Below are 25,563 nucleotides of genomic sequence, written 5' to 3'. Positions count from 1 at the left end.
AAGACCCGGAGCCGCGTCGATTATGAAGATTCGGTCGAAGTGTGTGGGGGTGCGGGGGTAGGTGGTGTGTGGGGCGGGGGTAGGCGGTGTGTGGGGGAGGTGCGGGGGTAGGCGGTGTGTGCCGAGGCGGCGGGCGCACCCCGTGCAGGCACGCCTCACCGGCCCCGCCTACATGAGCATGGCGACGACGACCCTCGTGAGGGCCGCCATGACCCATGCCGTGACGAACATGTAGGTGTAGGCGATGATCGGCCACTTCCAGGTGCCGGTCTCGCGGCGCATCGCCGCAGCCGTGGCCATGCACTGCAGGGCGTAGACGAAGAACACCAGGATCGCCGCGATCGTGGCTGGGTTGAACAGCTGGTCGCCGGCCTTGTTGGTGAGCGTGTCCCTCTGGTACGTCATCGTGGACAGGTGGGCGCCCGGGTCCTCGGGGTCCTCGGCGGCGGCGATCTGCCCGAGGGTGGCCACGAAGGTCTCGCGCGCCGCCAGCGAGGACAGGATCGATACGTTGATGCGCCACTCGAAGCCCAGTGGCTCGAACACCGGCTGCACCGTCCTGCCGATGGCGGCCGCCCAGGAGTTGTCCATCGTGTAGGAGGTCTTCTGCGCATCCAGCAGCTTGCCGAGCTCCTCGGGGTCGGTGATGACCTGCCCGTCATCGCCCTTGACGGTCGATGACGCCGGGTCCTCCACCGCCGCGGACACGGCCGCGCACTCGGCGCTGGCGGAGCAGTGGGCGTTGAACTGCTCATCGGAGCGCATCGGTACGTTGAGCAGCACCCACAGGATGAGCGTGGTCAGGGCGATGACGGTCCCGGCCTTCTTCACGAAGCCCTTGCAGGCGTCCCACACCATGATGAGGACGGTGCGCGGCCGCGGCAGCCGGTAGGGCGGCATCTCCATGTAGAAGGGCAGCAGCACCCCGCCGCGGTCGGTGAGGCGCTTGACCACCCAGGCGGCCACCATCGCGGAGACCGCCCCCAGCAGGTAGAGGGCGAACATGACGGTGCCGCGCGCGCTCAGCGGCCCGATCTTCGCGTCGGCGGGCACCATGATGGAGGTGAGCAGGACGTAGACGGGCAACCGCGCCGAGCAGGTCATGAGCGGGGCGGCCAGCATCGTGGCCACCCGGTCCTTGGCGCTGGGCAGCGTGCGAGTCGCCATGATCCCGGGGATCGCGCAGGCGAAGGAGGACAGCAGCGCCACGAAGGCCCGCCCCTCCAGTCCGGCCCGGCTCATGATCCGGTCCATGAGGAAGGCGGCGCGCGACATGTACCCCACGCCTTCGAGGAAGGCGATGATGAGGAACATGATGATGATCTGGGGAACGAAGGTGAGCACCGCGCCCACGCCCCCGATGAGACCGTCCCCCAGGAGCCCGGCCAGCAGCGGGTGGGACTCGTCGAGCCAGCCGTGCACCAGCTCCCCCAGGGCGCTGAACCCGCCCTCGACGGCGTCCTGGAAAGGTGCCGCCCAGGTGAAGATCGCCTGGAAGAAGATGTACATGATGGCGAAGAACACCAGGGATCCCAGAACGGGGTTGAGCAGGACCTTATCGACGGCGGTCGTGATGCGGTCCTGCTGGGGCGCCTGGTAGTCGGCGGCCTCCAGGATGGAGTCGGCCCAGGAGGCCACCTCGGTGGGCTCCGTCGGCGCGGGCAGCGGTGGGCGCTGCCAGGAGGAGAGGTCGGTGAGCTGCTCGCGCAGCTCGGGGATGCCGATGCTGCGGTTGCCGACCACCCGCACGGCCGGGATCCCCAGGGCCTGCCCGAGGGCCGCCACGTCCAGGCGCCCGGCGCGCCGCGTGAGCTCGTCGGTCATGGTGACCACCAGGCAGGTGGGCAGCTCCAGGGACAGGGCCTCGGCGACGAAGTTCAGCCCGCGCCGTAGCGTCGTGGCGTCGACGACGACCACGAGGGCGTCGGGCACGGTGATGCTCTGTGAGGCGTCGGTGAGGACGTCACGCACCACCTGCTCGTCGGGGCTGATCGGGTTCAGGGAGTAGGCGCCCGGCAGGTCCTCGATGGTCAGGCTGGTCTCGCCGATCCGGCAGGTCCCCAGCGACCGCGCCACGGTGACGCCGGGGTAGTTGCCGGTCTTGGCGTGCAGACCGGTCAGGGCGTTGTAGATGGAGGTCTTGCCGGCGTTGGGGGCGCCGGCCAGGGCGACCCTCAGGGCGCCGGACACCAGGGTCTTGGAGCTGGAGGACCCGCAGTGGCAGTCGGGGGCGCCGGGGACCTCGGAGGCTGCGCAGTGGTCACTCATGGGCGCTGCTCCTCACGGTCGGTAGTGTCGGCCCGCTGCCCGGTGAGGGGCTCGACGACGTCGGCCTCGGTGAGGACCTCGACGTGAACCATGCGGGCCTCGTGGCGGCGCAGGCACAGCTCGTAGTCGGCGACGCGGTAGACCACTGGGTCGCCCAGCGGGGCGCGGCGCAGGGGCGTCACGGTTCGGCCGGGCACGAAGCCCAGGTTGCTCAGTCGCTGGGAGATGGGGTCCTCGGCCGTGTCCTCCTGCAGGGCGATGACCCGGGCGCTGGTCCCCAGACGCAGATCGGACAGGCACGTGTGCGTCGACGGCGGGGCGGCTCCTGCGCCGGCCGGTGTCGTTGTGCTGTGAGGTGAGACTGCAGTCGCCATGTTGCTCTCAGAGCTCCTCGGATCCTAAGTCTGTGATTGGTCATGATGCGGGAGTACACATCGACCATGACATTCTAAGGTGAGGCTTAACTATCGTCACGACTTTGGGACGGCACCGACACAGATCAGGGGTGGGCCCACGTCCCGCAACACGTCGAGCCGGGCACTTCTCGCGCAGCCGGGCGGAAAAATGGCGGGGCTGTGCGAAAAGTGCCCGGCTCGGTGGCGGGCTGCTCGGGGGAGGGTCTACTCGTCGATCCGGCGGACCTCGACCAGCCAGGGGCACCGGCGCCGCAGCAGGTGCTCGAAGCGCGCGTGCATCGTGATCTCCGCGGCCGGGCAGTGGTCGCAGGCGCCCTCCATGGCGATCTCGACGACGCCGTCGCGCACCGAGTGCACCACGAGCGCGCCCCCGTGGCTGTTGACGAAGGTTCCCAGGGAACCGTCGGCGATCTGCCGGGCGGCGGCCTCCAGGGCGTCGTCGGGGCCGGAGGCGTGGGCGGTGGCGGCGCCCTTCCACGACTTCGGGGCGCCCAGGGCGTCCACCAGGGCGGATCGCACCCGGGCCCCCTCCGTGCGCCAGTCGTGGCCGGTGCCCAGCAGGGTGAGCACCCCGCCGCCGTCGACCCTCACCGAGCGCAGGGTGCCGTCGTCCAGGAGCTGCTGGAGAAGCGCCGGGGCGTGGGCCACCTCCCCGGTGAAGGCCAGCAGGCCGTCGGGAATGACCCACCGCAGCACGTCCGGGTCCGGCGTGGTTGTCGGGTGCGTGGGAACGACGGGCACGGCTGCCTCACTCCTCCTGATGTCCGGGGTGCCCCCGCCGTCGCGGGGGCACCGTCCTGGTCACTGCTTCGTTGTGCTCCAGCTACATGAACGCTGCCACGAGTGCGCGGCTGAGGGCCGCCATGACCCAGGCCATGACGAACATGTAGGTGAAGGCGATGATCGGCCACTTCCAGGTGCCGGTCTCGCGGCGCATCGCACCGGCCGTGGCCATGCACTGCAGGGCGTAGACGAAGAACACCAGGATCGCGATGACGGTGGCCGGGTTGAACAGCTGGTCGCCGGCCTTGTTGGTCAGGGTGTCCTTCTGGTAGGTCATCGTGGCCAGGTGGGCGCCGGGGTCCTCGGGGTCCTCGGCGGCGGCGATCTGGCCGAGGGTGGCCACGAAGGTCTCGCGGGCCGCCAGTGAGGACAGGGTGGCGACGTTGATGCGCCAGTCGAAGCCCAGGGGCTCGAAGACCGGCTGGACCGCCTTGCCTCCCTTGGCCGCCCAGGAGTTGTCCATCGTGTAGGAGGTCTTCTGGGCATCCAGCAGCTTGCCGAGCTCCTCGGCGTCAGTGATGACCTGCCCGTCATCGCCCTTGACGGTGGAGGACTCCGGCTTGTCCACGGCCGCCGCGATGGCGGCGCACTGCTTGTCGGAGGCGCAGAAGGCCTCGAACTGGGCGTCCGAGCGCATCGGAACGTTGAGCAGCACCCACAGGATGACGGTGGTCATGGTGATGATCGTGCCGGCCTTCTTCAAGAAGCCCTTGCAGGCGTCCCACACCATGATGAGGACGGTGCGCAGGCGGGGCATGCGGTAGGGCGGCATCTCCATGTAGAAGGGCAGCAGCACCCCGCCGCGGTCGGTGAGCTGCTTGACCACCCAGGCGGCCGCCATCGCGGAGACCGCGCCCAGCAGGTAGAGGGCGAACATGACCACGCCGCGTGTCCCGAAGGGGCCGACCTTGGCGTCGCCGTCGACCGTCAAGGAGATCATGATGACGTAGACGGGCAGGCGGGCCGAGCAGGTCATGAGGGGGGCGGCCAGCATCGTGGCCACCCGGTCCTTCGTGGAGGGCAGCGTGCGAGTTGCCATGATCCCGGGGATCGCGCAGGCCAGCGAGGACAGGAGCGCCACGAAGGCCCGCCCCTCCAGGCCGGCGATGCTCATGACCTTGTCCATGAGGAAGGCGGCTCGGGACATGTACCCCACGCCCTCCAGGACGGCGATGATGAGGAACATGATGATGATCTGGGGGATGAAGGTGAGCACCGCGCCCACACCCCCGATGAGACCGTCCCCCAGGAGTCCGGCGATGAGCGGATGGGACTCATCGAGCCAGTTGTGCACCAGTCCGCCCAGGGCGTTGAACCCGCCCTCGACGGCGTCCTGGAAGGGCGCAGCCCAGGTGAAGATCGCCTGGAAGAAGAGGAACATGATCGTGAAGAACACGATGGTGCCGGGGATGGGGCGCAGCAGGACCTTGTCGACCGCGGAGGTGATCTGGTCGTTCTGGGGCGCCTGGTAGTCCGCCGCGGCCAGCACCGAGTCGGCCCAGGAGGTGATCTCGTCGGGGTCGGTGGGCGGCGGCAGCGGGGTGCGCTGCCAGTTCTCGACCTGGGCGAGCTGGGCGCGCAGGTCGGGCATGCCGACGCCGCGGTGCCCAATGACGCGCACCGCCGGGATCCCCAGGGCCTGCCCGAGGGCCGCGACGTTGAGTCGCCCCGTGCGGCGGCTGAGTTCGTCGGTCATGGTGACCACCAGGCAGGTGGGCAGCTCCAGGGCGAGGGCCTCGGCGATGAAGTTCATGCCGCGCTGCAGGGTCGTGGCGTCGACGACGATGACCAGGGCGTCCGGGGCGCTGACCGTGGTCGAGGTCCCGGTGAGGACGTCGTGGACGATCTGCTCGTCGGGGCTGATCGGGTCCAGGGAGTAGGCGCCCGGCAGGTCCTCGATGGTCAGGGTCTTGCCGCCGACCTTGCAGGTTCCCATCGATCGCTGGACGGTGACGCCGGGGTAGTTGCCGGTCTTGGCGTGCAGGCCGGTCAGGGCGTTGTAGATGGAGGTCTTGCCGGCGTTGGGGGCGCCGGCCAGGGCAATGCGGGGAGCGCCGGCCACCAGGGTCTTGGAGCTTCCTGAGCCGCAGTGGCAGTCGGCGCCGTCATAGGGCTGCTCGCAGTGCTGCGACTGCCCGGTGGCGTGCCGCGTGGTGTTGTGGGTGCTCACAGAGTCTCTCCCGTGTTCGGTGCTTCGGGGTCGTCGGCCGCGTGCCGTCCGGCAGGCCGGGGTTGGAGGATGATGCGGTTCTCGGCCTCCACAGTGGTGACCTGGATGAGCCTGGCCTCCTGACGGCGCAGGCACAGCTCGTAGTCGGAGACGCGGTAGACCACCGGGTCCCCCATCGGGGCACGGCGCAGCGGCGTGGCGATCCGGCCGGGGACGAAGCCCAGGTTGCGCAGGCGCTTGACCAGGACGCCGCCGACGCCGTCGTCGGCCAGGCCGGTGATACGTCCGCTGGTGCCGGGGCTCAGGTCCGATAGTGCGAAAGTGGTCGCACCCGGTTCGGGAAGGTATGAGGTGCCTTCGGTGGCACGGTGTCGTGGAACAGCAAAATCCATGGTGTCCTCAGATCGACATGAAGAGGGCTTCGTCGATATGAGTCTAAGGCAATGCTTCTCAACCTCGCAGCAGGTCAGGAGGCCTTCTGCTGTGTTGAGACGCATCTGCGCGGAGGGATGGTGACAAGGAGATCCGATTTCTTAGTGAAACCTGGGAGTGGAAACTAAGGTTGCCCTGAGCTGAGTGGGGCCCGACGGCGGGGTCGTCCCTTAAAATATATGCTGAGACCACTTCCTGCCTCCGAAGATAGATATTCTTGCGGAAGCAGGAAGTGGTTGGTCGATAAGATGCCGGGATGGTTGGTTGGGGATATTTCTACCTGAAGTCGAGAGCTGTTTCCCTGCGCTCTGCGGCCTCGGGAATCATTGAGTGGGATCGAGGTTTCCGGTGAGGTGAGGGCGGGTCAGCGGGCGGAAGGGGCGGGCATGTTCTGGGCGCCCAGGTAGTAGACGTAGCCGAGCGGCACCACGAAGAGGAAGAAGGTGATGCGGACCAGCCAGGCATTAACGTTCCATTTGTTGGCCAGGCCTCCGCAGACGCCGAGCCAGATCTTGTCAGCGGAACGGGCGGGCCAATCGAAACCAGTAGAATTCTGTGCTGTCATGGCGCATATTCTGCAATGCCTGATGCACTGATGTCACGCCGGGATCACGGCCTGAATAAATGAGTGTCCAACAGGGGGTGACCGGGCGGTGAATATATCTGGTGTGAGGCTTGCGCGCACTGAGGGGGCAAGATGTGGGCAGGTTTCCTCCCACTTCCATGGGACGAACCTTGGAAAATACTTGATGTCCAATAAGAGTGACGTGAATCTCTCCACGAGCCTCTCTTATTTGGTCCGATATCTCTTGTGAAAATAAGGGAGGTGTGACGACGGGCCTGTGCCCGGGGAGCTTCTACTTCCCGGGCACAGGCCCGTCGTCACACCTTGGTGCTGAGCGCTCAGCGGGGCCGGTTCATGGCCACGGCTCGGGCGCGCTCGGCCCAGGAGTCGTCGAGCGGCTCGGGCTCCCAGGTGGTGCCGGCGTGCTCGGCGGCGCGGGCCAGCAGCCAGTCGGCCACGGCCGGGTTCTTGGGCAGCAGGGAGCCGTGCAGGTAGGTACCGATGACGTGGTGGACGCGCCCGCCCTCGGTGGAGTCCTTGCCGTTGTTGCCGTCGCCCATCTTCACGGTGCCGAAGGGGCGTGCGCCCGACCCCAGGGTGGTCAGGCCGGAGTGGTTCTCGTAGCCGACCACCGCGCCGAAGTCCTCGGTGTCCAGGGTGATGTTGCCGATGAGGCGGGTGTCTCCGGCCACCGTATGGGCGTCCATGAGACTGATGCCGGGGATCTCCTGGCCCTTGGCAGTGGTGAAGCCGTGCCCGAAGAGCTGGTAGAGGCCGCAGATCGCCAGCATCGGGACGCCGTCGGCCGCCCAGGCCTTGAGGGTGGGGCCGACCTTGACCAGGTCCTCCTTGATGCGGTCCTGACCGGAGTCCTGGCCGCCGCCGCCCACGAGGATGTCGATGTCGCCGGGCAGCTCGTCGCCCGGGTCGTAGGAGAGCAGCTCGACGTCGTAGCCCTGCCACTGGGCGCGCCGCGCCAGCACGAGCGTATTGCCCCAGTCGCCGTAGATGTTCATGTCCCTCGGGTAGAGCTGGAGCAGGCGCAGATGTCCGCGGGCGGGGCCGTCAGTGGTGTGCTCGTAGCGCGTGGTCATGACATGACCTCCTCAACGTCCGTCATCTCGCCCAGGATCGAGCGCAGGGCCAGCATCGCGGTATAGGTGGTGAAGATCCGCATGGGACGGTCGGCGTCGGCGGCCACCCGGCGCATGAGGGCCACGGCCCGGCGCAGGTCGGGCTCGACCTTGGCGACCTCGACCTCGTCGTAGCGCAGTCGCAGGGCCATGTCCCAGGCCCGCACCCCGGTGACGACGGCGACCCCGCCGGCGCGCAGGGCCGAGAAGTCCACGTCCCACAGCCAGGACATGTCCCGGCCGTCGGCGTACTCGTCGTTGATGGCCACGACCACCACCTCGCCGTCCTGCGCCTGGGAGGCCGCCGAGAGCAGTCCCATCCGGAAGCCGGCCGGGTTCTTGACCAGGGAGAGCTGGACGGGGCGGCCATCCAGGGTCAGCACCTCGCCGCGGCCGAAGGCGGCCTGCACGTTCCCCAGGGTGGTCAGCAGCCCGGGCAGGTCGGCGTCCTCGCCCAGCACCTCCAGGACCACCCCGAGGGCGGCGCAGGCATTGAGCAGGTTGTGGACGCCGGGGATGGCGAAGTCGACCTCGTGGGAGACCCCGTCCACGCGCACGGTGGCGCGCTGGCCGTCGATGGACTCCAGGGTGACGCGCGGTCCGGGGGCCTGGCCGGCCTGACGGGGACTGACGGTGCCGGTGCGCAGGTCGTCGTCGGACAGGAACAGGGAGCGCAGATCCTCCCCGGCGCCGAAGGAGACGACGCGGGCGCTGACGCCCTCCAGGAAGGCGGGGGCGGCCAGGCGCGGGTCGTCGCCGTTGAGGACGACGACGTCGCTGGTGGCCTGGGCGATCGAGTGCAGCAGGGAGGCGGTGTAGTCGATCTCGCCGAAGCGGTCGAGCTGGTCGCGCATGACGTTGAGCAGGAGGCAGGCGCGCGGGCGGACCCGGGCCACGAAGTGCACGGCGTGGGCCTCGTCGAGCTCGAGGACGGCGATGTCGGCGTCCAGGTTGCCGGCGGCGTCGACCTCGGTGAGCAGGGAGGCGAGCACGCCGCGCACGAAGTTCGAGCCGGTCCGGTTGGTGAAGACCTTCAGGCCCTGCTCGCGCAGGAGCTGGACGACCATCTTGGTGGTCGTGGTCTTGCCGTTGGTGCCCGAGACCACGATGACGCCGCGGGGCAGACGGCCGAGGGTGCGCTCCAGGAAACCGGGGTCGGTGCGCTCCATGACCAGGCCGGGGAAGGCGGTGCCGCCGCTGCCGCCGCCGCGCACGCGGGCGGCCAGGCGCGCTGTGCGGCCGAGGGCGACCGTAAGACGAGAACGCATGGAACTCCTGCTGGCTGAAGAGGGGCGCGCCGACGATGTGATCGGGGCGCGGGTGCCCGGATGGGGGCTGTAGTCACCCATACGGGGAACAACTGGGCGTCAGTCTAGGGCAGCGGGGCCGGTCACGGATGCGTCACGATGCTCACGTGGTCGGCCCGGTTCGCGGGGGACGGGAGTGCTCGCCGGGGCGACTTACTGGGGGACGACGACGTGCAGGGCGCCGTCCTCGACCTCGGCGCGCAGGGTGCGGGTGGAGCCGACCGTGTCGCCGTCGAGCTCGAAGGGGACGGGGCGGTCGGCTTCGATGAGGACCTTCCGGGCGCGGGTGAGGGTGAAGCCCTCCATCTCCTGGCGGGTGAGGATCTGCGCCCCCAGGCGGGCCCAGTCCACGACCTTGCCGGGGCTGGCCAGGAGCAGGTCGACCAGGCCGTCGGAGGGAGTGGCTCGCGGGAAGAGCGTCATACCGCCGGTGATGGTGCCGACGTTGCCCATGAGGGCCATGACCATCTGGCGGCGCACCGGGGGTGCGTCGTCGAGGGTGATGGTGGCGGTGAAGGGGTCGGGGACCGCGTTCTGGACGGCGGCCACCGCGTAGGCGCCCGAGCGGATGACCTTCTTCAGGCCCGAGTCGGTGGACTCCATGATCTGGGCGTCCAGGCCCATACCGGCCATGACGACGAAGCGCTCCTGGCCGTCGTCGAAGGCGCAGGTGACCATGTCGATGGCCTGGAGGCGGCCGTGCAGGGCCAGGCGGATGGCGGCGTCGGTGTCCAAGGGGACGGAGAGGTTGCGGGCCAGCAGGTTGCCGGTGCCGGCGGGGATGAGAGCCATGGGCATCTCGGTGCCGGCCAGCTCGGAGGAGACGGCGCGCACGGTGCCGTCGCCGCCGGCCACCATGACCAGGTCGACGCCGGCCTCCAGGGCGCGGCGGGCCATGGAGCGGCCGGGGTCGTCGGGGGTGGTCTCCAGCCAGACGGTGGGCAGCCAGCCGGCGGCGCGCACCTCGGCGGCGACCCGACGGCGCAGGAGCGAGAGGTCGTCGAACTTGGTGGGGTTGTAGATGACGGCGGCACGCTTCTCGCTGCTGGCGCGCGACAGGCGACGGTTGACCCAGCTGGTGAGGATCGCGTCGATGCCGCCGACCCGCAGGGCCAGGTTCGCGAAGGCGGCACCCAGGAGGAAGCCGCCGACGAGGTCGCTGAGCGCAGCCAGGCCCATGTACCACTGGCTGACGGCGGTCACGGCGACGGCCGCGTAGCCCAGGACGGTGCCGGCGGCGACCATGGTGCTGCGGTGGTGGGCGCGCGCGAGGGTCACCAGGACCCAGGAGGCCAGGGTCATCGCCGTGATGTGCCCGTTGGGGTAGGAGTACTCGAAGGCGGCGATGGAGTCGGAGAAGGTGGAGCCCGGGGCGGGGCGGGCCAGGTACAGGGCGATGAGGTACTGCGTGGGGATGCCGGCGGCGGCGATGGCCAGCGAGACGCTCAGGCGGCGCATGCGGGCCGTGTAGGCGTAGGCGACCCCGGCCACGATGAGCCCGAGGATGAGGAAGGGGTGGGTGAGGGTCGCGAAGGCCTCGGCGAGCTGGCCGGCGGCTGACCGCAGCTGGGCGTCGGGGGTCGGCAGGAGGGCGTCGATGGCGGGGGAGCGATGTGTGGCGCCGGGGGTGAGCGGTCCCGGGGCGCTCAGGTAGGTCCACACGAGGAAGGCCAGGGCGAAGCCGATGCACAGGACGGCCTCGACGTACTTCAGGCGTCGGGGGGCTCGGGGGGAGGGGGAGGCGGCGGTGGGGGTGGCGGAGTCGCATGGAGGCTCGGTCACGCTCGCTCGTCCTTTCCCCGGGGTGAATATCCGGGAGTCAGCCTAGCCGGTGCGCCTGTGGACGGCGTATGTCCCGGCTGTGGGTGGCGAAGTGGCTGGGGTGGTGGAGGGTGAGGGGGGGCGGTTCCGACGGCGGAGCCGGACGACGGCCGGCTGTGCGGGGTGCGTGGAGCGGTCGCGCCCTGGGGGCTGCGGCGGGGGTGTGATGACGGCAGGAGGGGTGAGGGACGAGAAAGGGGGTTGCGGATGCGTCGTGGATTCCTGATTTTGGCGAGCAGGGGTGGCGCGATGTGAGCGGAGCGAGAATGTTTCCGTCAGCTTCGCGTGTTGTCTGATGAATTCGGTGACGTGCGCGTGCACGTGAATGGCTGCGTTGGCCTTAATCGCCTGCGAGGGAGGTGGGAAATGGGTACATTGAGCCGGTCAGTCCTGGGTGCCTCATAGTGCCCGTTCCCCCGACTCACCTCGAAGAACGCATGTCATGCGACAGCAGATTCGGTTCCTCACTCACGCCCTTGGTCGTCGCGAGACCCTCAAGTACCTGTCGATCGCGGCCGTCGGTGCGGCTGTCGCCCCGCTGACCGGCTGCTCCGGATCCACCTTGGCCTTCAAGAAGTTCGCCACCGGGACCTGGGAGGTCACCATGGACGGCCTGGAGAAGGCCCCTGACGTCACGGTGACGGTGGCGGACGGAAAATGGACCTTCGTCCCTAAGAGTGGAGACCAGGATCGTCAGACGGAGGGGACCTGGAGCTTGTCGGGTACGTCCTTGACGCTCAAAGAAACCGGGGATGCTGAGTGGTTCTTCAATGAGGGATCTCAGGGGGTTGGTGTGGGTATTCCGGAAGAGGTGAATACCGAGGAGATTCCGAAGTCATTCAAGTGGCGGTATGAGAGCGCTGACGAGATGGATATCCCGTTGTCGTGGGACAAGAAGACCAAGACCTTGACTCTCACGGGCACCGACTCCGGCGGCGGGCCGTTTACGATCAACGCTAAGAAGCAGGAGAAGTAGCGATCTTCGGCCGGGTTGCCACGTTGTGGCATGACGTTGTAGCTGGTCCTGTCTGCCTTCGTGAGCAGGCAGGACCCGCGTCACGTTGTGTGAGCGTGAGGGACGGATGATCCGGCCCCTCCGGTTCGTCACTGCGCGGCCCCTGCTCGGCGGGGTCGTCGACGCGGCTCGGATGTATCGCTGATGCGCGAGCACCGGCGTCGAACGGTTCGGCCATGCGGGGCAACACGGCTACGTGTCTCGGGGTGGGATGTCTGAGCAGCCGGTGAGTGCCTGGTGGCCTTCGAGTCCCAGGCCGCGGGCGCGGTGGGCCTCGAGTGCCTGCTTGCCGAGACGTTCACTACCCAGCACCTCGCCGACGACGCGGACCGCCTCGTCGCCGTCGATCGGTTCGGGTAGGTAGACCTCGGCCAGTGCGGGGTAGTCCGGCAGAAGCTCGTCGCGAGCACCAGGGCCGAGGGGAAGAACCTCGCCCTGGGCCCGAGAGAGCACTCCGGCGATAGCTGTTATCAGGGCGATCCGCCGTCGGCCGGCGATGCCGTGCTCCGCCAGGAAGGCCAGGTAGGGCTCCTCCTGCCGGTACTGGACCGCGATCGACAGTGTGTGGAGGGCGTCCTGGAGCTCATCGATTCGCTGGGACTGCTCCTCGACCCTGCGACGCAGCTCCTCAAGCTCGGTGCTGGGATCCGGCATGTGTGGCCTCCTTCCCGGTGGTGTCCTCACCTCAGGGTAGAGCGTTCGGTCGGCGGCCTCGTCTCGGGCTCCCACTGCCCGAGGGGCGGGAGGAACTGGCCGTGGGTTGTGCGCACTGCACGAACCCCCGACCCCCATGGAGTACGCCCGATGCTCGTGCAGTGCAGGCGGTCGGGCGTGACTGTGAAGCGAGAAGTCGCGCCCGACCGAACACCCGCGACGTGGGGAGGCTTGACGGTTGGGCAGAGGACGGCATCGAGGGACTGCGGGGTGTCGGTGTCCATGGTGCTGACATCAGCCCCGAATCGGCGCTGCGCGCCCGGGCGAAACTGCGGCATTCCAACGATCTCAGCCGGGTGCAGGGGCGTCGGGGCCGTTGATGTCAGCGCTGTGGACACTGAGCCATAGGGCTGGTCGACTCCGGCGGGGCTGAGCCGGTCAGGTTGGGGCTCTGTGGCCCTGGTACGGCAGAAGGCCCGCGAGCGAACTCGCAGGCCTTCTCATCGTCGGGGTGCTCAGGCCTTCGGCCTTTCGACCCCTACGCGTCGGAAACCTCATGAGCAAGCTCATGGGTTTCCTCCTTGGTCGGGGTATTCGGCCTGGCGGCCTCTTACCCCCTCCTCTTCGAAGACCTCATGAGCAAGCTCATGGGTCTTCTCATCGTCGGGGTGCTTAGGCCCTTCGGCCTGTCGACCCCTTCCTCCTCGGACGTCTCACGAGCAAGCTCGCGGACGTCCTCGTCGTCGGGGTGGCGGGATTTGAACCCACGACCTCTTCGTCCCGAACGAAGCGCGCTACCAAACTGCGCCACACCCCGTGTGCAGCAGGCGACAGCATAGCCTCCACCCACCGTGGGGAGGAAATCGGATCGGCTGAGTCCTCCGTCACGTCGGTGTTCGCTCCCTGTGGGAACCCGGTTGGTTCGAGGTGCCCACCGTGCCAGGCTGCTCACGGCGGGTCCACCTGCTGGTCCGTGCCCAGGAGCGCCCTGAGCGGCCGGGGCCCTCGTCATCGGGCCCCATTCCGCCCGAAAGGCGCAAGGACTGACAAGACGTGAGGACGCCCCCGAGCACCCGTCGCAGACAAGGAGCTCCCATGCGCATTGAGGCCGTCGTCGGCGATATCACCACCGAGAAGGTCGACGCCATCGTCAACGCCGCCAACAGCACCCTCCTGGGCGGAGGGGGCGTCGACGGCGCCATCCACCGCGCCGCAGGCCCCGGCCTGCTCGATGCCTGCCAGAAGGTGCGCGACACCGAGCTGCCCGACGGACTGCCGGTCGGCTGCGCCGTGGCCACCCCCGGCTTCGACCTACCCGCCGCCTGGGTCATCCACACCGTGGGCCCCAACCTTCACGCCGGTGAGGACAACCCCGCCCTGCTGCACGCCTGCTTCGACAGCTCCCTGGAGCTCGCCATCCAGCTCGGCTGCGCCGGCATCGCCCTGCCGGCCGTCTCCGCCGGTGTCTACGGATGGCCCATCGCCCAGGTCGCCGAGCTCGCCGTAGCTGCGGCCCGCGCCGTCGAGCAGCGCTCCCACACCGATCCCGACGCCGTCGGCAGCCTGAAACTCATCCGCTTCGTCCTGTCCTCGCCAGACAACCACGAGGCCTTCGCCCGCGAGCTCGCGCGCACCGAGCACTAAGACGCCGACCCGCCAGGGTCTTCCCTCCGCCCTCTCCTCTGTACCGTCTTCCCATCCCCTCTCCTCGAACTGACGGGGACAAACGACGCCGTCGGGGACATCCCATAATGTTCGGGGACCACCCAGGACGGCCAGGGACGTCCGACGCGTCGGGGGACTGGAACCCTGTCCCCGGACGCGCGCACTGTCCCCGCCCGGAGGCAACGGCACCCGCCCGCGTGGACTGTCCCCGGACGGAAGAAAAACTCCCCAGACGCGTGGACCGTCCTCCTACACTCGCCTGCATGACCACCGACGCTCATCACGGACACCCCTCCACCACTCCGTGCGGCCCCAGCGGTCCCGGCGGCGCTACAAGACCTATCGGCCCGGCCGGCCGCGACCCCCTGCCCCTGGCGGGGCGCACCGTCCTGGTGACGGGAGTCAGCCGCCGCGTGGGCATCGGCCACGCCATCGCCTGCCGCGCCGCCGACTACGGGGCGAGCATCGTCGCCCACCACTACCGCCCGCACGACGCCTCCCAGCCCTGGGGCGCCGACAACATCGACGCCGTTATGGACTCCATCCGCACCCACTTGGTCGGCCCCGCCCGGCTCATCGACATCCCTGCCGACCTGGCCGCCTCCGGGGAGCCGGCCCGCGTCGTCGAGCAGGCCGCTGCCGCCGCCGGCCACCTCGACGCCCTCGTGTGCAACCAGACCATGAGCAGTCCCGACGGGTCGCTCAGCGAGATGACCGAGGCCGTCCTGGATGCCCACTGGGCCGTCGACGCCCGCGCCTCCATCCTCCTGGCGCAGGCCTTCGCCGCTCAGGAGGGCTTCTCCTCGCCCGCTCCGTCCGGCTCCGCGCGCCGCAGTGGGTCGATCGTCTTCCTCACCTCGGGCCAGGGCCTGGGTCCCCTGCCCGGGGAGATCGCCTACGCCGCCGCCAAGGCTGCCATCGCCGGCCTCACCCCGACGATCTCCGATGAGCTCATCGACGCCGGCATCACCGTCAACACGGTCAACCCCGGCCCCGTCGACACCGGCTACGTCACCGAGGCGGACCGCGAGGCGACTGCCGTCATGTTCCCCCAGGGGCGCTGGGGTGAGCCCGACGACGCGGCCCGCCTCATCACCTGGCTGCTCACCGACGAGGCCCGCTGGATCACCGGGCAGGTCATCAACTCCGAGGGCGGCTTCGCCCGCTGGCGCCGCTGACTGCCGCGCCCAGGCGCCGGCTTACCTGTGCGCTCTGCCTGCCCCGTCCCACTGCGCGCGTCCCGCGACCCCCACACACTTCGACCGAAACTTCATAGAAGACGCGGCTCCGGGTCGTTTCTGAAGATTCTGTCGAAGTGTTAGCGGGGTACGGGTCGAAGTGTTGCGTGGGAAGGGTGTCGGGGGAGGTGCGGCTTGGTCGAAGTGTTGGCGGGGGGAGCGCTGGGGCGCGGCGCCTCAGGCCGGCAGCAGGCGCAGCAGCGTGGCCTCGGGCCGGCAGGCCAGGCGCACGGGCGTGTAGGGGCTCGTGCCGAGTCCGGCGGAGACGTGCAGGTACATGTGGTCGGCGGCCCGCGGGTCCCCGAGCCGGCCCGGCCACTGCGACAGCCCCGAGGCGCGCCCCCGGTCCAGGTCGCAGTTCGTCACCAGTGCCCCCACCCCGGGCACGCACAGCTGCCCGCCGTGGGTGTGCCCGGCCAGGACCAGGTCGACGTCGTCGGCCGACATCGCCTCCAGGACCCGCCGGTAGGGGGCGTGCGTGAGCCCCAGCCGCAGAGCCCGGCCCTCATGGTCACGGATCGCCGGCAGGGAGGTGGCCGACTCCGCTGAGCCGGCGGCCTCGGGGACGGGCAGGACATCGCGGTTGGCGTGCGGGTCGTCGACGCCGACCAGCTCGATGCGCCGCCCGCGCACGGTCAGCGAGCCACGCCGGTTGGTCAGGTCCACCCAGCCGCCTGCGGCCTGCAGGTCACGGACCTCCTCCCAGGGCAGGGCCTCGATGTCCTCGTCGCGCACGCGACTGGAGGCCTTGCGCGGGTCCCGGTGCAGGTAGCGCGTCGGCAGGCGGAAGACGGTGGAGCGGTAGTCGTGGTCGCCCATGACGAAGGCCCCGGGCAGGCCCGTCAGCGGTTCGAGTGCCCGCCGCAGCGGCTCCAGCCCGGATGCCAGTGAGAGGTTGTCGCCGGTGTTGACGACGACGTCGGGCTGCAGCTGCGCCAGCTGCCGCACCCAGGCGACCCGCGCCTCGGTGTGGCCCGTCAGGTGAAGATCGGCCAGGTGCAGCACCGTGAGAGGCTCCTCGTCGGCGGCGAGCACCGGCACGTCGATGCGCCGCAGCACGGGGCACCTGGCCTCAATGAGGCTGTAGGCCAGCGTGGCCGCCCCCAGGGCAGCGGTGGTGCCGATGACGGACAGGGCGGCGCGGCCGGCAGGGCAGGGCGTCATGGGGAGTCGGGTCCTGTTCTGTGCAGTTGTCGTTCTCGCGGGGAGAGTCGTTCACCCGTGGGAGGGAATGGGCAGGGCAGGATCGTTCGCCACGGCCTGGGACATGTAGTCGCGCCACATCGGCACGGCCAGGTCACTACCGTAAATCTTCGGGAAGTACACCCCTCCGATCGTCCTGCCGACAAGGCTCCTGCCGCTCTCCGTGGCGTCACCGATCCAGACCGCGGTGGACAGCTGCGGGGTGAATCCCACGAACCAGGTGTTCTCAGCCTCATCCGTGGTTCCGGTCTTGCCCGCGATCGGTCGGCCGAAGACGGCGTCCTTAGCGGTACCTCCTGGTTCGGATGTGGCCCGGAGCGTTTTTGCGGTCTCGTCCGCGGCGCCCTGGTCCATGGCCTGGGTGCAGTCAGCGCTGGGTACGGCCATCGAGGTGCCGCTGGCATCCAGGATCTGGTCGATGGCGATGGGCTTGCAGTACTTGCCACCGGAGGCGAAGGTTGCGTAGGCGTTGGCCATGCTGAGCGGTGGGACGGGTGTGCTTCCCAGGGCGATGGAGGGGTCAGGATCCAGCTGGCTCCCGTCCGCCTTGGTGATGCCCATGGAGGCGGCGAGCTTCGTGACCTCACAGACATCGAGGTCCCTGAGCATCTCGGTGAAGCCCGTGTTGATGGACTGCTTCGTGGCTTCTCTGACGGTCATCATGCCGGCGTTGGTTCCGGCGACGTTGTTGACGGGCCAGGAGCCGGCCGCACGGTCGGGATCGCAGGAAACTGTGAACGTATTGGGCCCGTAGTTCTTCGGCGCGGAGGCGTTCAGCATCTGGTAGGGCGTGTGGCCGGTTTTGAGCCATTCGGCCAGGATGATTGCCTTGAAGGTCGACCCCGGCTGGAAGCCGACGTTTCCGTCGGGGAGCTCGATCCCACCGTGCTTGGCGTCCGCTGCGAAGACGAGCTGGGAGTCCTCGTAGTTGGTGTTCTGGGCCAGAGCCTGGATTCGTCCTGTGCCGGGCTCGATCGAGACGATGGTGGAGTTGGCTCCGTCGGAGCCCCCGATCGGAGTCCTGGCCTGAATGACGGAATCGGCGGCACTCTGACGCTCGAGGTTCAAGGTGGTGGTGATCTTCAGACCACCGCGCGTCAGGAGCTGACGGCGGGCGGCGACATTGGGTCCGAAGTTCTCCGAGCCGAGGATCTCATTGACCACATAGGTGCAGAAGTAGGCGTAGCTGCCCGCGGCCCCACAGCCCGCGGGCGAGTCCTGAATATCGAGCTTGATCTCGGAGTTGACGGCCTCGTCGTACTGCTGCTTGGTAATGAACTTCTCTTCCAGCATCTTGGCCAGCACCCAGTCCCGACGATTCTTGGCCAGTTCCGGCTGGGACTTGGGGTCGTAGGCGCTGGGAGCGTTGGTGGTTCCGGCCAGCAGGGCGGCCTCGGCCACCGTCAGATCCTTGGCGTGCTTATTGAAGTAGTGCAGCGAGGAGGCCTCCACCCCGTAGGTGGAGGGACTGAAGGCGGCGATGTTGAGGTAGCCCTCGAGGATCTGCTGCTTGGAGTACTTCTGCTCCAGGCTGAGGGCGAACTTCATCTCCCGCAGCTTGCGGGCCACGGTGCTCTCCGTGGCGTCCCGGATGAGCTTGTGGTCGTCGTTCTTCAGACCGGTCTCGATGAGGGTGTTGCGCACGTACTGCTGGGTCAGCGTGGAGGCGCCCTGACGCGAGCCGCCGGCGTTGTTGGACACCAGGGCCCGCACCATGCCGGTGGGGTCGACGCCCTGGTGCTGGTAGAAGCGCTGGTCCTCGACGGCGACGATCGCGTTCTGCATGTTGACCGAGATCGAGCTCAGGGGCACCACGATGCGGTTCTCCGCGTAGAACTTGGTGATCTCGGAGCCATCGGAGGCCAGGAGGGTGGAGATCTGGCTGGGCGGCTGAACGTTGAAGTCGCTGGGGAGCTCCTCGAAGAGCTCGGCGGATGCCTTGGTCAGCGCTGCCGTGGCGCCCACGAAGGGGGCGGCGAAGCCCGCGGACAGGACCCCGCCGACGCACGAGAGAGTCAGGAAGACCACGAGCATCGAGACGACCTGGGGTGGTGTCAGGGAGCGCCCGCGCGCAGAGGATTTCGCCATGGCGTCAGCCTACGTGGAATCGCTTGGAGGATGCAGTGGCGTAGACCCTCTTCGGGCTGGGAAGACCCTTGGAGGCCGGCTCTGCGCCCTCTGTTCGGCGGGACTGTGGGGTGACTCGACGGCGTGGCGGGCGCCCGACGACGGGGCGGCTCGATCACATAGCGAGACGGCTCCGGCACACAGATAATTCTTAGTAATTCACCAGGTAGGAGTCACGGTGACGTCACGATCTTTTGAGGAGAGGTGTGGTTCGGAGGTGGGCTGTCGTCCGTGAGAACCGGAATCCTCAGCCGTGGGAAAGGCTCGGGGCGCAGCGGGCTCGATGTCCGGCAATCGGCTCGCTATCAGAGAACTCTCCTCGTCGGTACTGATCTTCGGCGCACTGTCGGGGATCTGCGCCGATCGGATTGCCCAGGTCTCGAGGGGAGGATTTGGTGAGAGACACTCGATTGCCATACGGTAACGACTGTGACGTGACCGACAACGGCGTCGGCCGTTGAATGGATCGGGAGTGAGCATGATTCAAGACGACCAGACCTGGGCGGCCCAAGCGGCCTGCGCCACCGTCGAGCCTGACCAGCTCTTCGGCAAGGGCGCTGAGCAGCGCGACGCACGATCCCTGTGCTTCGCATGTCCGGTTCGTATGGAGTGCCTGGCCGAGGCGCTCAACTCCGAGTCCAGCTTCGGCGTCTGGGGCGGGCTGACCGAGCGGGAGAGGCGGGCCCTGCTGCGGCGCTTCCCCGAGGTCGACGACTGGGGCCTGTGGCTCGAGCGTGAGGATGACGAGCTCGTCGCCGAGATCCACGCCCGCCGTGCCCCTCGCATCCTGGCCCGGGTGCGCTGCGCCTCCTGAGGGCCTTCCCCGCGTTGCCGGCTTCCGGCGCCTGGCGGTGGGCTCTAGGCTGAGGCCCATGACTGCATCATCTGAGCCCGTATCCTCTGCGCCGACCACCTGGGAGTACGTCACCGTCCCCCTCATCACTCACGCCACCAAGCAGATCCTCGACCAGTGGGGTGCTGACGGCTGGGAGCTCGTCCAGGTCGTGCCCGGCCCCTCCGGCACGGACAACCTCATCGCCTACCTCAAGCGCCCCCGGTCCTGACGGGCCGCCCGGCGAGGCCGGTGCGCACGACGCCGCGCCTGCGGTCCGGTACCTTCCGGCTGCAGGCGCGGCGTCGTCTCTGCGGTTGATGCGGGTGTCAGCGCCCGGCGGCTTCTCCGGTGCGCTGCGCTGAGGGCTCGCGACCCGAGACGGGACCTCAGCGGGCGCGACGGCGCAGGCGGTCGACGTCGAGCAGCGTGACGGCCCGGCCCTCCAGGCGGATCCAGCCGCGGGAGACGAACTCGGCCAGCGACTTGTTGACCGTCTCACGCGAGGCGCCCACCAGCTGGGCGAGCTCCTCCTGGGTGAGGTCGTGGGGGACGTGGACGCCGTCGTCGGTGGGTGAGCCGAAGCGGTCGGCCAGGTCCAGCAGGGCCTTGGCCACGCGGCCGGGCACGTCGGAGAAGACGAGGTCCGCCAGCGCGGTGTTCGTGCGGCGCAGGCGCTGGGCCAGGGCGCGCAGCATGTCCTTGGCCAGCTGCGGGTGGGACTCCACGAAGGTCATGAGCTGGTTGTGGTCCAGCGTCAGGAGCTCGGTGGGGGCCACGGCGGTGGCGGTGGTGGAGCGCGGGCCCGGGTCGAACAGGGTCAGCTCGCCGACGATCTCGCCGGGGCCGAGCACCGCGAGCAGGTTCTCGCGGCCGTCGGCACTGGCGTGGCCGAGCTTCACCTTCCCGGAGAGGAGAATGTAGAGGCGGTCGCCTGAGTCGCCCTCGTTGAAGAGGGTCTCGCCACGGCGCAGAGTCGTCTGCGTCATCATGGCGCGCAGTTCCTCCTGCTCCTCCGGGCTCAGGCCCTCGAAGAGCGGGATCCTGGAGATAATGCTGTCTTCCACGGAGATCCTCCTGGTGGTTAGGGGGCTGGCATCCCGCATGCGGGAGCCCTCGGGTCTATCCTGCCACGGCTTGTGACCTGTGGCACGCCGTCGAGCATTGTAGCCCCCGTGTGTTGCAGGTCAAAGGGGAGTGAGCAACATCGGGTGCGTCGTGCGACACGGTCCCAGCCGTGAGCTTGCGGGCCGGCGGCGGGATCGACTGCAATGGCGGTTTGCGGAGGAAGACCCGCTCAGAGGCGGACCGGGGCTCGCAGGAGGACCCCTCCGGTGTGGGCGGCACTGATGGTGTCGGTGGTGCTGACGCCGCCGCCGATGAGATCGCGGAGAGAGGACACAGTGCGTAGGGCAGCGAGTAGCGAGACCGCTGGGGCCGAGGCGGCGGGGGAGGTCGGGACCGGACCCGAGGTTGCTGAGGCGGCGCTGACGACCGAGCCGGCCCGGCGCGCGGGCGCCGTCGACGACGAGCTCATGACCCTCTACCCCGACGCCGCCTGCGCCCTGGACCACGACGGCCCCTTCCAGCTGCTCGTGGCCACCGTCCTGTCGGCCCAGACCACTGACGCGCGCGTCAACACCGTCACCCCCGAGCTCTTCGAGCGCTACCCCGACGCCGCCGCCCTGGGAGCCGCCCGGCGCGAGGACCTCGAGGCGATCCTGCGGCCGCTCGGCTTCCAGCGCGCCAAGGCCGGCCACCTGCTCGGCATCGGTCAGGCACTCACCGAGCGCTTCGAGGGGCGGGTCCCGCGCAGCCGCGAGGAGCTCGTGGCCCTGCCGGGAGTGGGGCGCAAGACCGCTAATGTCGTGCTCGGCAACGCCTTCGGCCAGCCCGCCATCACCGTGGACACCCACGTGGGCAGGCTCTCGCGCCGCCTGGGGTGGACGACGTCGAAGGACCCGCTGCGCGTGGAGAAGGACATCGCGGCCCTGTGGGAGCCGTGGCGCTGGACAGACGGCTGCCACCGGCTCATCGAGCACGGGCGCCAGGTGTGCTCGGCCCGCTCGCCCCGCTGCGGCCAGTGCACACTGCTCGAGGCCGGGCTGTGCCCGCAGGTGGGGGTCTGAGGGCCGAGCCCGTGCAGGCCGGCGCCGAGCTGACGCCGAGCCGGGCGGACGCTGCGTCGTCCTACCGTTTCTGCAGGGATACGCGAAGAATGCGCTTCTCGGGGACGTCAGGTGGAGGTGTCCGGGACCGGTGTCGGGCTAGCCCCACCTTCGATTCGCCAGATGGCCGGATGGGCTGGGAGAGACGGCGCCGTCAGGCTGGAGGCATGACTGCTCACTCGCCCCTGGCCTCCTCCGACCCGACCGCCGCCCCCGCCTCATCCCTGCCGCCGACCACGCCGCCTGCCGGGCCGGGCCCGACGTCGCCGGTCGCCATCCGGCTGCGCGGCCTGACCCGCGTCTACGAGGTCCCCGGACGCCAGGACGCCCGCGTCACCGCCCTGGACCACGTCGACGCCGACCTGCCCGAGGGCAGCTTCACCGCCGTCGTCGGGGCCTCCGGGTCGGGCAAGTCCACGCTGCTGCACTGCATGGCCGGCCTCGATGAGCCCACCAGCGGACAGGTGACCATGCTCGGCGCCCTCACCTCCGGGATGCGGGCCGCCGAGCGGGCCCGGTTCCGCGCCCGCCACGTCGGCTTCGTCTTCCAGGAGTACAACCTCATCGCCTCCCTGAGTGCCGCCGACAACGTCTCCATGCCCACGCGCCTGGCCGGGCGTCCCCTGAACAGCGCCCAGACCCGGGAGGCCCTCGACGCCGTCGGGCTCGCTCACCGCGCCGGCCTCAAGCCCCACCAGCTCTCCGGCGGGGAGCGCCAGCGCGTGGCCATCGCCCGCGTCATGGCCAGCCGCCCCCGGATCGTCTTCGCCGACGAGCCCACCGGCGCCCTCGACCTGGACTCCGCCGCCCTCGTCCTGGACTGGCTGCGCCGGCTCACCGAGCAGGGCACCACCGTGGTCATGGTGACCCACGACGTCGAGGCCGCCGCCCGTGCCGACGCGGTCGCCGTCATGAGTCAGGGGCACCTGGTGCAGTGGACCGGCTGCCGTGACGCCCGCCAGATCGCTGAGCTCGTCCACTCGGCGCGAGCCACGCGCGCCGCCTGACCGGGGCCGGATCAGGAGAGGATCGGAGAAGATCATGGTCACACTCATCTGGAACGACCTGCGCCACCACGCCCGCCAGTGGCTGTGGTCACTGCTCGTCGCCACGGTCGGCGGCGCCATCATCGGCGTCATCATCACCGCCTGGTACAGCGCCCTGAACTGGGCCCAGGCCCAGGGCTCGGCCGAGCTCATCAACGCCGCCCACATCATCGGCTCCAGCCTTGTCTCCTACGCGGGGCTGGCCACCGCCGTCATCCTGTCCACGACGCTGGGCCTGACCGTCTCAGCCCAGCAGTGCTCCCACGCGCTGTGGAAGGTCCTGGGCATCCCCGGCAGCCGCATCCGGCGCATCATCCTGGCGCAGGTCGGGGTGATCGGGCTGCTCGGAGGCGTCATGGGGGCGGTGACCAGCCTGCCGCTGGTCCGCGTCTACCTGCTCACCTGGCGGGAGTTCGACGTGTTTCCCCAGAATCTGCCCATCATCATGCCGGGCTTCGTGGTGCCGTTGACCATCGCCGTGACGATGCTGTTCTGCGTCCTGGGCGCGATGGGGCCGGCCCGACGGGCGGCGTCGGTCCCCGAGATGCAGGCGCTGCGGGAGGCCACGGCTCCGCAGACCCGGACCCGGTGGTGGCAGTGGGTGGTCGTCGGCATCATGCTCCTGGGGCTGGTCATGACCCCCTTTGAGAGCTCTCTACCCATGAGTGACGCGGAGAGGGCGGAGATGGCCACGTCCGGTATGAACCTCAACGACCCGGGGGATCGCGCGATGGCCGGCGCCTCCATGGGGCTCCTCGCCGCGATCGCTGCCCTGAGCGTGCCCAGCTGGACGCTGCGGCCACTGCTGACCTGGTGGACCGCCCTCATCCCGGGCCGCAGCCCCGCCTGGTTCGCCGCCCGCGCCAACGCCCGCCACCGCGCCTCCCTGTCGATGACGACGATCGTCCCCTTCGCCATCGCCGTGGCCCTGACCGGCACCGTCTACGCCGCCGTCGGGGCTGGGCAGGCCATGGGCGCGCAGGGCTCGGTCAGCGGGTTCCTCTCTGTCGGGGTTCCAACCTTCTTCATTTCCGGCGTCGGCGGGATCGCCAATATCGCCATGGTGGGGCGGGCCCGACGCCAAGAAGGGGCGCTGCTGGGGGTCATCGGGGCGCGCACCCGCACGGTTCTGGCCTCCACGGCGCTGGAGGGTGTCATCTACGCCGTCACCGGCATCCTCTTCGGGCTGGCGGCCACCGCCGTCAGCGCCGTCTACGCCGCGCTGTACTCCGGGGGCGGGACGGCGGTCCTGGTCGCCTCGGTCCCGGTGGGGCTGCTGGTCCTCGTCAGTGGGATCTCGCTGGCGCTCGCGGTGGCAACCACCTGGCTGCCCGCCCAGCTCGACCGGCGCTCCCTCATGGACAACCTGCGCCAGCCGGTGTGAGACGGTGTGAGCCGGCGCCGGGTTGACCGCGCTGCACCCGTCGAGGTTGGGCACTTCATGTGCAGACCTACCGAAGAACAACGGGGCTGCGCGATAAGTGTCCGGCTCGCGGCCTCAGGCGGAAGCGGGCGGGGCGACGTCGGCCAGGAAGGGCAGCAGGGCCCGGACGAACCCCGCAGGGGTCTCCTCCTGGGGGAAGTGGCCGGAGCGGTGGACTGTTACCTGACGCAGGTTGCCGGCCACGTGATGGGTGTCGCGCGCGTAGGCCTGGGCGGGCTGGACCGGGTCGAGCTCGCCCTGCACCGACAGGACGGGCACCGCCACCGGCTTGTCCAGGGCCGCCGTCTCCGCCCGGGACAGCACGAGGTTGCGCAGCGGCTCCAGGGCGCTGCGGGCGGCGCCGGGTCGGGACAGGAGCTCGGCGTAGTAGGGGGCCTCCTCGGCCAGTGCCTCGCGCGTGTGCGGCCCGGCCCAGGAACGCAGCAGGCCCTCCAGGGCGCTGCGGCTGCGCAGGCGGCGCTCGGCCAGGCCCGGGATCCGCAGGCTCGCGTACTGCAGCGCCGGCCCGGACAGGGCCCGGGTCCGCAGCGAGCGCAGCGCGAGCGGGTGGGGGGCGCCGACCGGGACGATCGCCGTCGTCAGGTCCGGGGCCAGGTGCGGCAGCGCCCAGGCGACCTGACCGCCGAGCCCCGCGCCGACGACCACGGCGCGCTCGTGCCCCAGGGAGCGGACCACGGCGGCCAGGTCCTGGGCGAGCGTCACCAGGTCGTAGCCCGACGGCGGCCGGTCCGAGCCGCCGAAGCCGCGCAGGTCGAGGGCCGCCACGCGGTGCCCGGCCTGCGCGAGGGCGGGGATGACGTGATGCCAGGTCCACCAGCACTCGGGGAAGCCGTGCACCAGGAGGGTGAGGGGGCCGGCTCCGGCCGGGGCCTCGGGGCCCGCCAGCGCGACATGGAAACGAGTGCCGCGGGCGGTGAGGTTGCGGTGGGTCCAGGGGCCGGGGCGATTGACGTCAACAGGCACGCCCGCAGCCTACTGGTCGGCGCCCCGTACCGGCGACGGGGCCGCCCAGTACCGCCCACGTCGTCCTGCACCGCCTCAGGGCCGCCCGCCGGGGACATTCCACGCGGCTGGGTGCGTGTCGTCTCGGGCGGGGACAAGATGCGCGTTGGGGGACAGGAATTCGGTCCCCGACGGCGTCGATTGTCCCCGGTGGTACTGGAATGCCCCCGTCGGTACTGGAGTGTCCCCGCTGGTGCGGGGTGTCTCCTGGTGGGGGCGTCCTCGAGTGGCCGGGGACATTCTGCGCGGCTGGGTGCGTGTTGTCTCGGGCGGG

General features: G+C 69.5%; 22 protein-coding genes and 1 tRNA gene. 8 read left to right on the top strand and 15 right to left on the bottom strand.

Annotated elements, in window-relative coordinates; translation table 11 throughout:
• Nucleotides 1–168: 168 nt before the first annotated feature.
• From feoB (AB7V09_RS08865) to AB7V09_RS08825, 9 genes are all read right to left on the bottom strand, one after another.
• A complete protein-coding gene (feoB, locus tag AB7V09_RS08865) occupies nucleotides 169–2,268 on the bottom strand; it encodes a ferrous iron transporter B (protein ID WP_419143535.1) in 2,100 nt (699 codons plus the stop codon).
• A complete protein-coding gene (locus AB7V09_RS08860; protein ID WP_009747671.1) occupies nucleotides 2,265–2,642 on the bottom strand; it encodes a FeoA family protein in 378 nt (125 codons plus the stop codon). The genes feoB (AB7V09_RS08865) and AB7V09_RS08860 overlap by 4 nt, the downstream gene beginning before the upstream one ends.
• A gap of 246 nt (nucleotides 2,643–2,888) precedes the next feature.
• Nucleotides 2,889–3,425 carry a NifU family protein gene (locus tag AB7V09_RS08855; RefSeq protein ID WP_003788019.1) on the bottom strand — a complete coding sequence of 179 codons (537 nt, stop codon included), beginning with the start codon at nucleotides 3,423–3,425 and terminating at the stop codon, nucleotides 2,889–2,891.
• Nucleotides 3,426–3,507: 82 nt separating this feature from the next.
• The gene (gene feoB, locus AB7V09_RS08850; RefSeq protein WP_419143534.1) at nucleotides 3,508–5,637 is read right to left on the bottom strand and encodes a ferrous iron transporter B; all 2,130 of its coding nucleotides are present in this window, start codon (nucleotides 5,635–5,637) and stop codon (nucleotides 3,508–3,510) included.
• Entirely contained in the window at nucleotides 5,634–6,029 is a 396-nt protein-coding gene (locus tag AB7V09_RS08845) for a FeoA family protein (protein ID WP_003788016.1), read from the bottom strand. The genes feoB (AB7V09_RS08850) and AB7V09_RS08845 overlap by 4 nt, the downstream gene beginning before the upstream one ends.
• A gap of 404 nt (nucleotides 6,030–6,433) precedes the next feature.
• Nucleotides 6,434–6,634: a PspC domain-containing protein gene (locus AB7V09_RS08840; RefSeq protein ID WP_009747687.1), complete on the bottom strand. Its 201-nt coding sequence runs from the start codon at nucleotides 6,632–6,634 to the stop codon at nucleotides 6,434–6,436.
• 338 nt (nucleotides 6,635–6,972) lie between these two features.
• Entirely contained in the window at nucleotides 6,973–7,728 is a 756-nt protein-coding gene (locus AB7V09_RS08835) for a type 1 glutamine amidotransferase (RefSeq protein ID WP_009747693.1), read from the bottom strand.
• Nucleotides 7,725–9,035: a Mur ligase family protein gene (locus AB7V09_RS08830; protein ID WP_009747675.1), complete on the bottom strand. Its 1,311-nt coding sequence runs from the start codon at nucleotides 9,033–9,035 to the stop codon at nucleotides 7,725–7,727. Before AB7V09_RS08830 ends, AB7V09_RS08835 begins: the two co-directional genes overlap by 4 nt.
• Before the next feature lie 192 nt (nucleotides 9,036–9,227).
• Nucleotides 9,228–10,856, bottom strand: a complete 1,629-nt coding sequence (locus AB7V09_RS08825; protein WP_419143533.1) for a diacylglycerol kinase family protein — start codon at nucleotides 10,854–10,856, stop codon at nucleotides 9,228–9,230.
• A 481-nt stretch (nucleotides 10,857–11,337) separates the two neighbouring features.
• On the opposite strand from AB7V09_RS08825, the gene AB7V09_RS08820 reads away from it, so the two are divergent.
• Nucleotides 11,338–11,871 carry a hypothetical protein gene (locus tag AB7V09_RS08820; RefSeq protein WP_309336993.1) on the top strand — a complete coding sequence of 178 codons (534 nt, stop codon included), beginning with the start codon at nucleotides 11,338–11,340 and terminating at the stop codon, nucleotides 11,869–11,871.
• A 231-nt stretch (nucleotides 11,872–12,102) separates the two neighbouring features.
• Here the strand turns inward: AB7V09_RS08820 and AB7V09_RS08815 are convergent, their stop codons facing one another.
• Both AB7V09_RS08815 and AB7V09_RS08810 read right to left on the bottom strand, forming a co-directional pair.
• Nucleotides 12,103–12,564 carry a hypothetical protein gene (locus tag AB7V09_RS08815; RefSeq protein ID WP_419143532.1) on the bottom strand — a complete coding sequence of 154 codons (462 nt, stop codon included), beginning with the start codon at nucleotides 12,562–12,564 and terminating at the stop codon, nucleotides 12,103–12,105.
• Between the two features lie 743 nt (nucleotides 12,565–13,307).
• Nucleotides 13,308–13,381, bottom strand: a tRNA-Pro gene (locus tag AB7V09_RS08810).
• A 278-nt stretch (nucleotides 13,382–13,659) separates the two neighbouring features.
• On the opposite strand from AB7V09_RS08810, the gene AB7V09_RS08805 reads away from it, so the two are divergent.
• Nucleotides 13,660–14,208 (top strand): O-acetyl-ADP-ribose deacetylase, encoded by a 549-nt coding sequence (locus AB7V09_RS08805; protein WP_419143531.1) that lies wholly within the window; start codon nucleotides 13,660–13,662, stop codon nucleotides 14,206–14,208.
• A gap of 284 nt (nucleotides 14,209–14,492) precedes the next feature.
• Nucleotides 14,493–15,407, top strand: a complete 915-nt coding sequence (locus AB7V09_RS08800) for an SDR family oxidoreductase (protein WP_075415557.1) — start codon at nucleotides 14,493–14,495, stop codon at nucleotides 15,405–15,407.
• A 237-nt stretch (nucleotides 15,408–15,644) separates the two neighbouring features.
• Here AB7V09_RS08800 and AB7V09_RS08795 read toward each other — a convergent pair whose 3' ends face one another.
• Both AB7V09_RS08795 and AB7V09_RS08790 read right to left on the bottom strand, forming a co-directional pair.
• Nucleotides 15,645–16,631, bottom strand: coding sequence for a metallophosphoesterase (locus AB7V09_RS08795; protein WP_419143530.1), 987 nt, complete (start codon nucleotides 16,629–16,631; stop codon nucleotides 15,645–15,647).
• Nucleotides 16,632–16,682: 51 nt separating this feature from the next.
• Nucleotides 16,683–18,758 (bottom strand): transglycosylase domain-containing protein, encoded by a 2,076-nt coding sequence (locus AB7V09_RS08790; RefSeq protein WP_419143529.1) that lies wholly within the window; start codon nucleotides 18,756–18,758, stop codon nucleotides 16,683–16,685.
• Nucleotides 18,759–19,275: 517 nt separating this feature from the next.
• On the opposite strand from AB7V09_RS08790, the gene AB7V09_RS08785 reads away from it, so the two are divergent.
• Complete coding sequence (locus AB7V09_RS08785; protein ID WP_020991983.1) at nucleotides 19,276–19,611, top strand: WhiB family transcriptional regulator; 336 nt, start codon at nucleotides 19,276–19,278, stop codon at nucleotides 19,609–19,611.
• 58 nt (nucleotides 19,612–19,669) lie between these two features.
• Nucleotides 19,670–19,861 carry a DUF4177 domain-containing protein gene (locus tag AB7V09_RS08780; RefSeq protein ID WP_279012755.1) on the top strand — a complete coding sequence of 64 codons (192 nt, stop codon included), beginning with the start codon at nucleotides 19,670–19,672 and terminating at the stop codon, nucleotides 19,859–19,861.
• A gap of 157 nt (nucleotides 19,862–20,018) precedes the next feature.
• On the opposite strand, the gene AB7V09_RS08775 is transcribed toward AB7V09_RS08780, so the two are convergent.
• Nucleotides 20,019–20,696, bottom strand: a complete 678-nt coding sequence (locus AB7V09_RS08775; protein WP_003787943.1) for a Crp/Fnr family transcriptional regulator — start codon at nucleotides 20,694–20,696, stop codon at nucleotides 20,019–20,021.
• 312 nt (nucleotides 20,697–21,008) lie between these two features.
• On the opposite strand from AB7V09_RS08775, the gene nth reads away from it, so the two are divergent.
• From nth to AB7V09_RS08760, 3 genes are all read left to right on the top strand, one after another.
• Nucleotides 21,009–21,758, top strand: coding sequence for an endonuclease III (gene nth, locus AB7V09_RS08770; RefSeq protein ID WP_419143528.1), 750 nt, complete (start codon nucleotides 21,009–21,011; stop codon nucleotides 21,756–21,758).
• A gap of 206 nt (nucleotides 21,759–21,964) precedes the next feature.
• Nucleotides 21,965–22,804, top strand: a complete 840-nt coding sequence (locus AB7V09_RS08765) for an ABC transporter ATP-binding protein (protein WP_419143527.1) — start codon at nucleotides 21,965–21,967, stop codon at nucleotides 22,802–22,804.
• Between the two features lie 34 nt (nucleotides 22,805–22,838).
• A complete protein-coding gene (locus AB7V09_RS08760) occupies nucleotides 22,839–24,227 on the top strand; it encodes an FtsX-like permease family protein (protein WP_419143526.1) in 1,389 nt (462 codons plus the stop codon).
• A gap of 114 nt (nucleotides 24,228–24,341) precedes the next feature.
• Here AB7V09_RS08760 and AB7V09_RS08755 read toward each other — a convergent pair whose 3' ends face one another.
• Nucleotides 24,342–25,250 (bottom strand): alpha/beta fold hydrolase, encoded by a 909-nt coding sequence (locus AB7V09_RS08755; RefSeq protein ID WP_075415561.1) that lies wholly within the window; start codon nucleotides 25,248–25,250, stop codon nucleotides 24,342–24,344.
• Nucleotides 25,251–25,563: the final 313 nt, after the last annotated feature.

Source organism: Actinomyces sp. SKVG-SVH-4(1), assembly GCF_048514265.1.
Classification (GTDB): Bacteria; Actinomycetota; Actinomycetes; order Actinomycetales; family Actinomycetaceae; genus Actinomyces; species Actinomyces oris.
The sequence above is the reverse complement of the archived record's forward strand: the minus strand, read 5'-3'. Positions and strand labels throughout refer to the sequence as shown.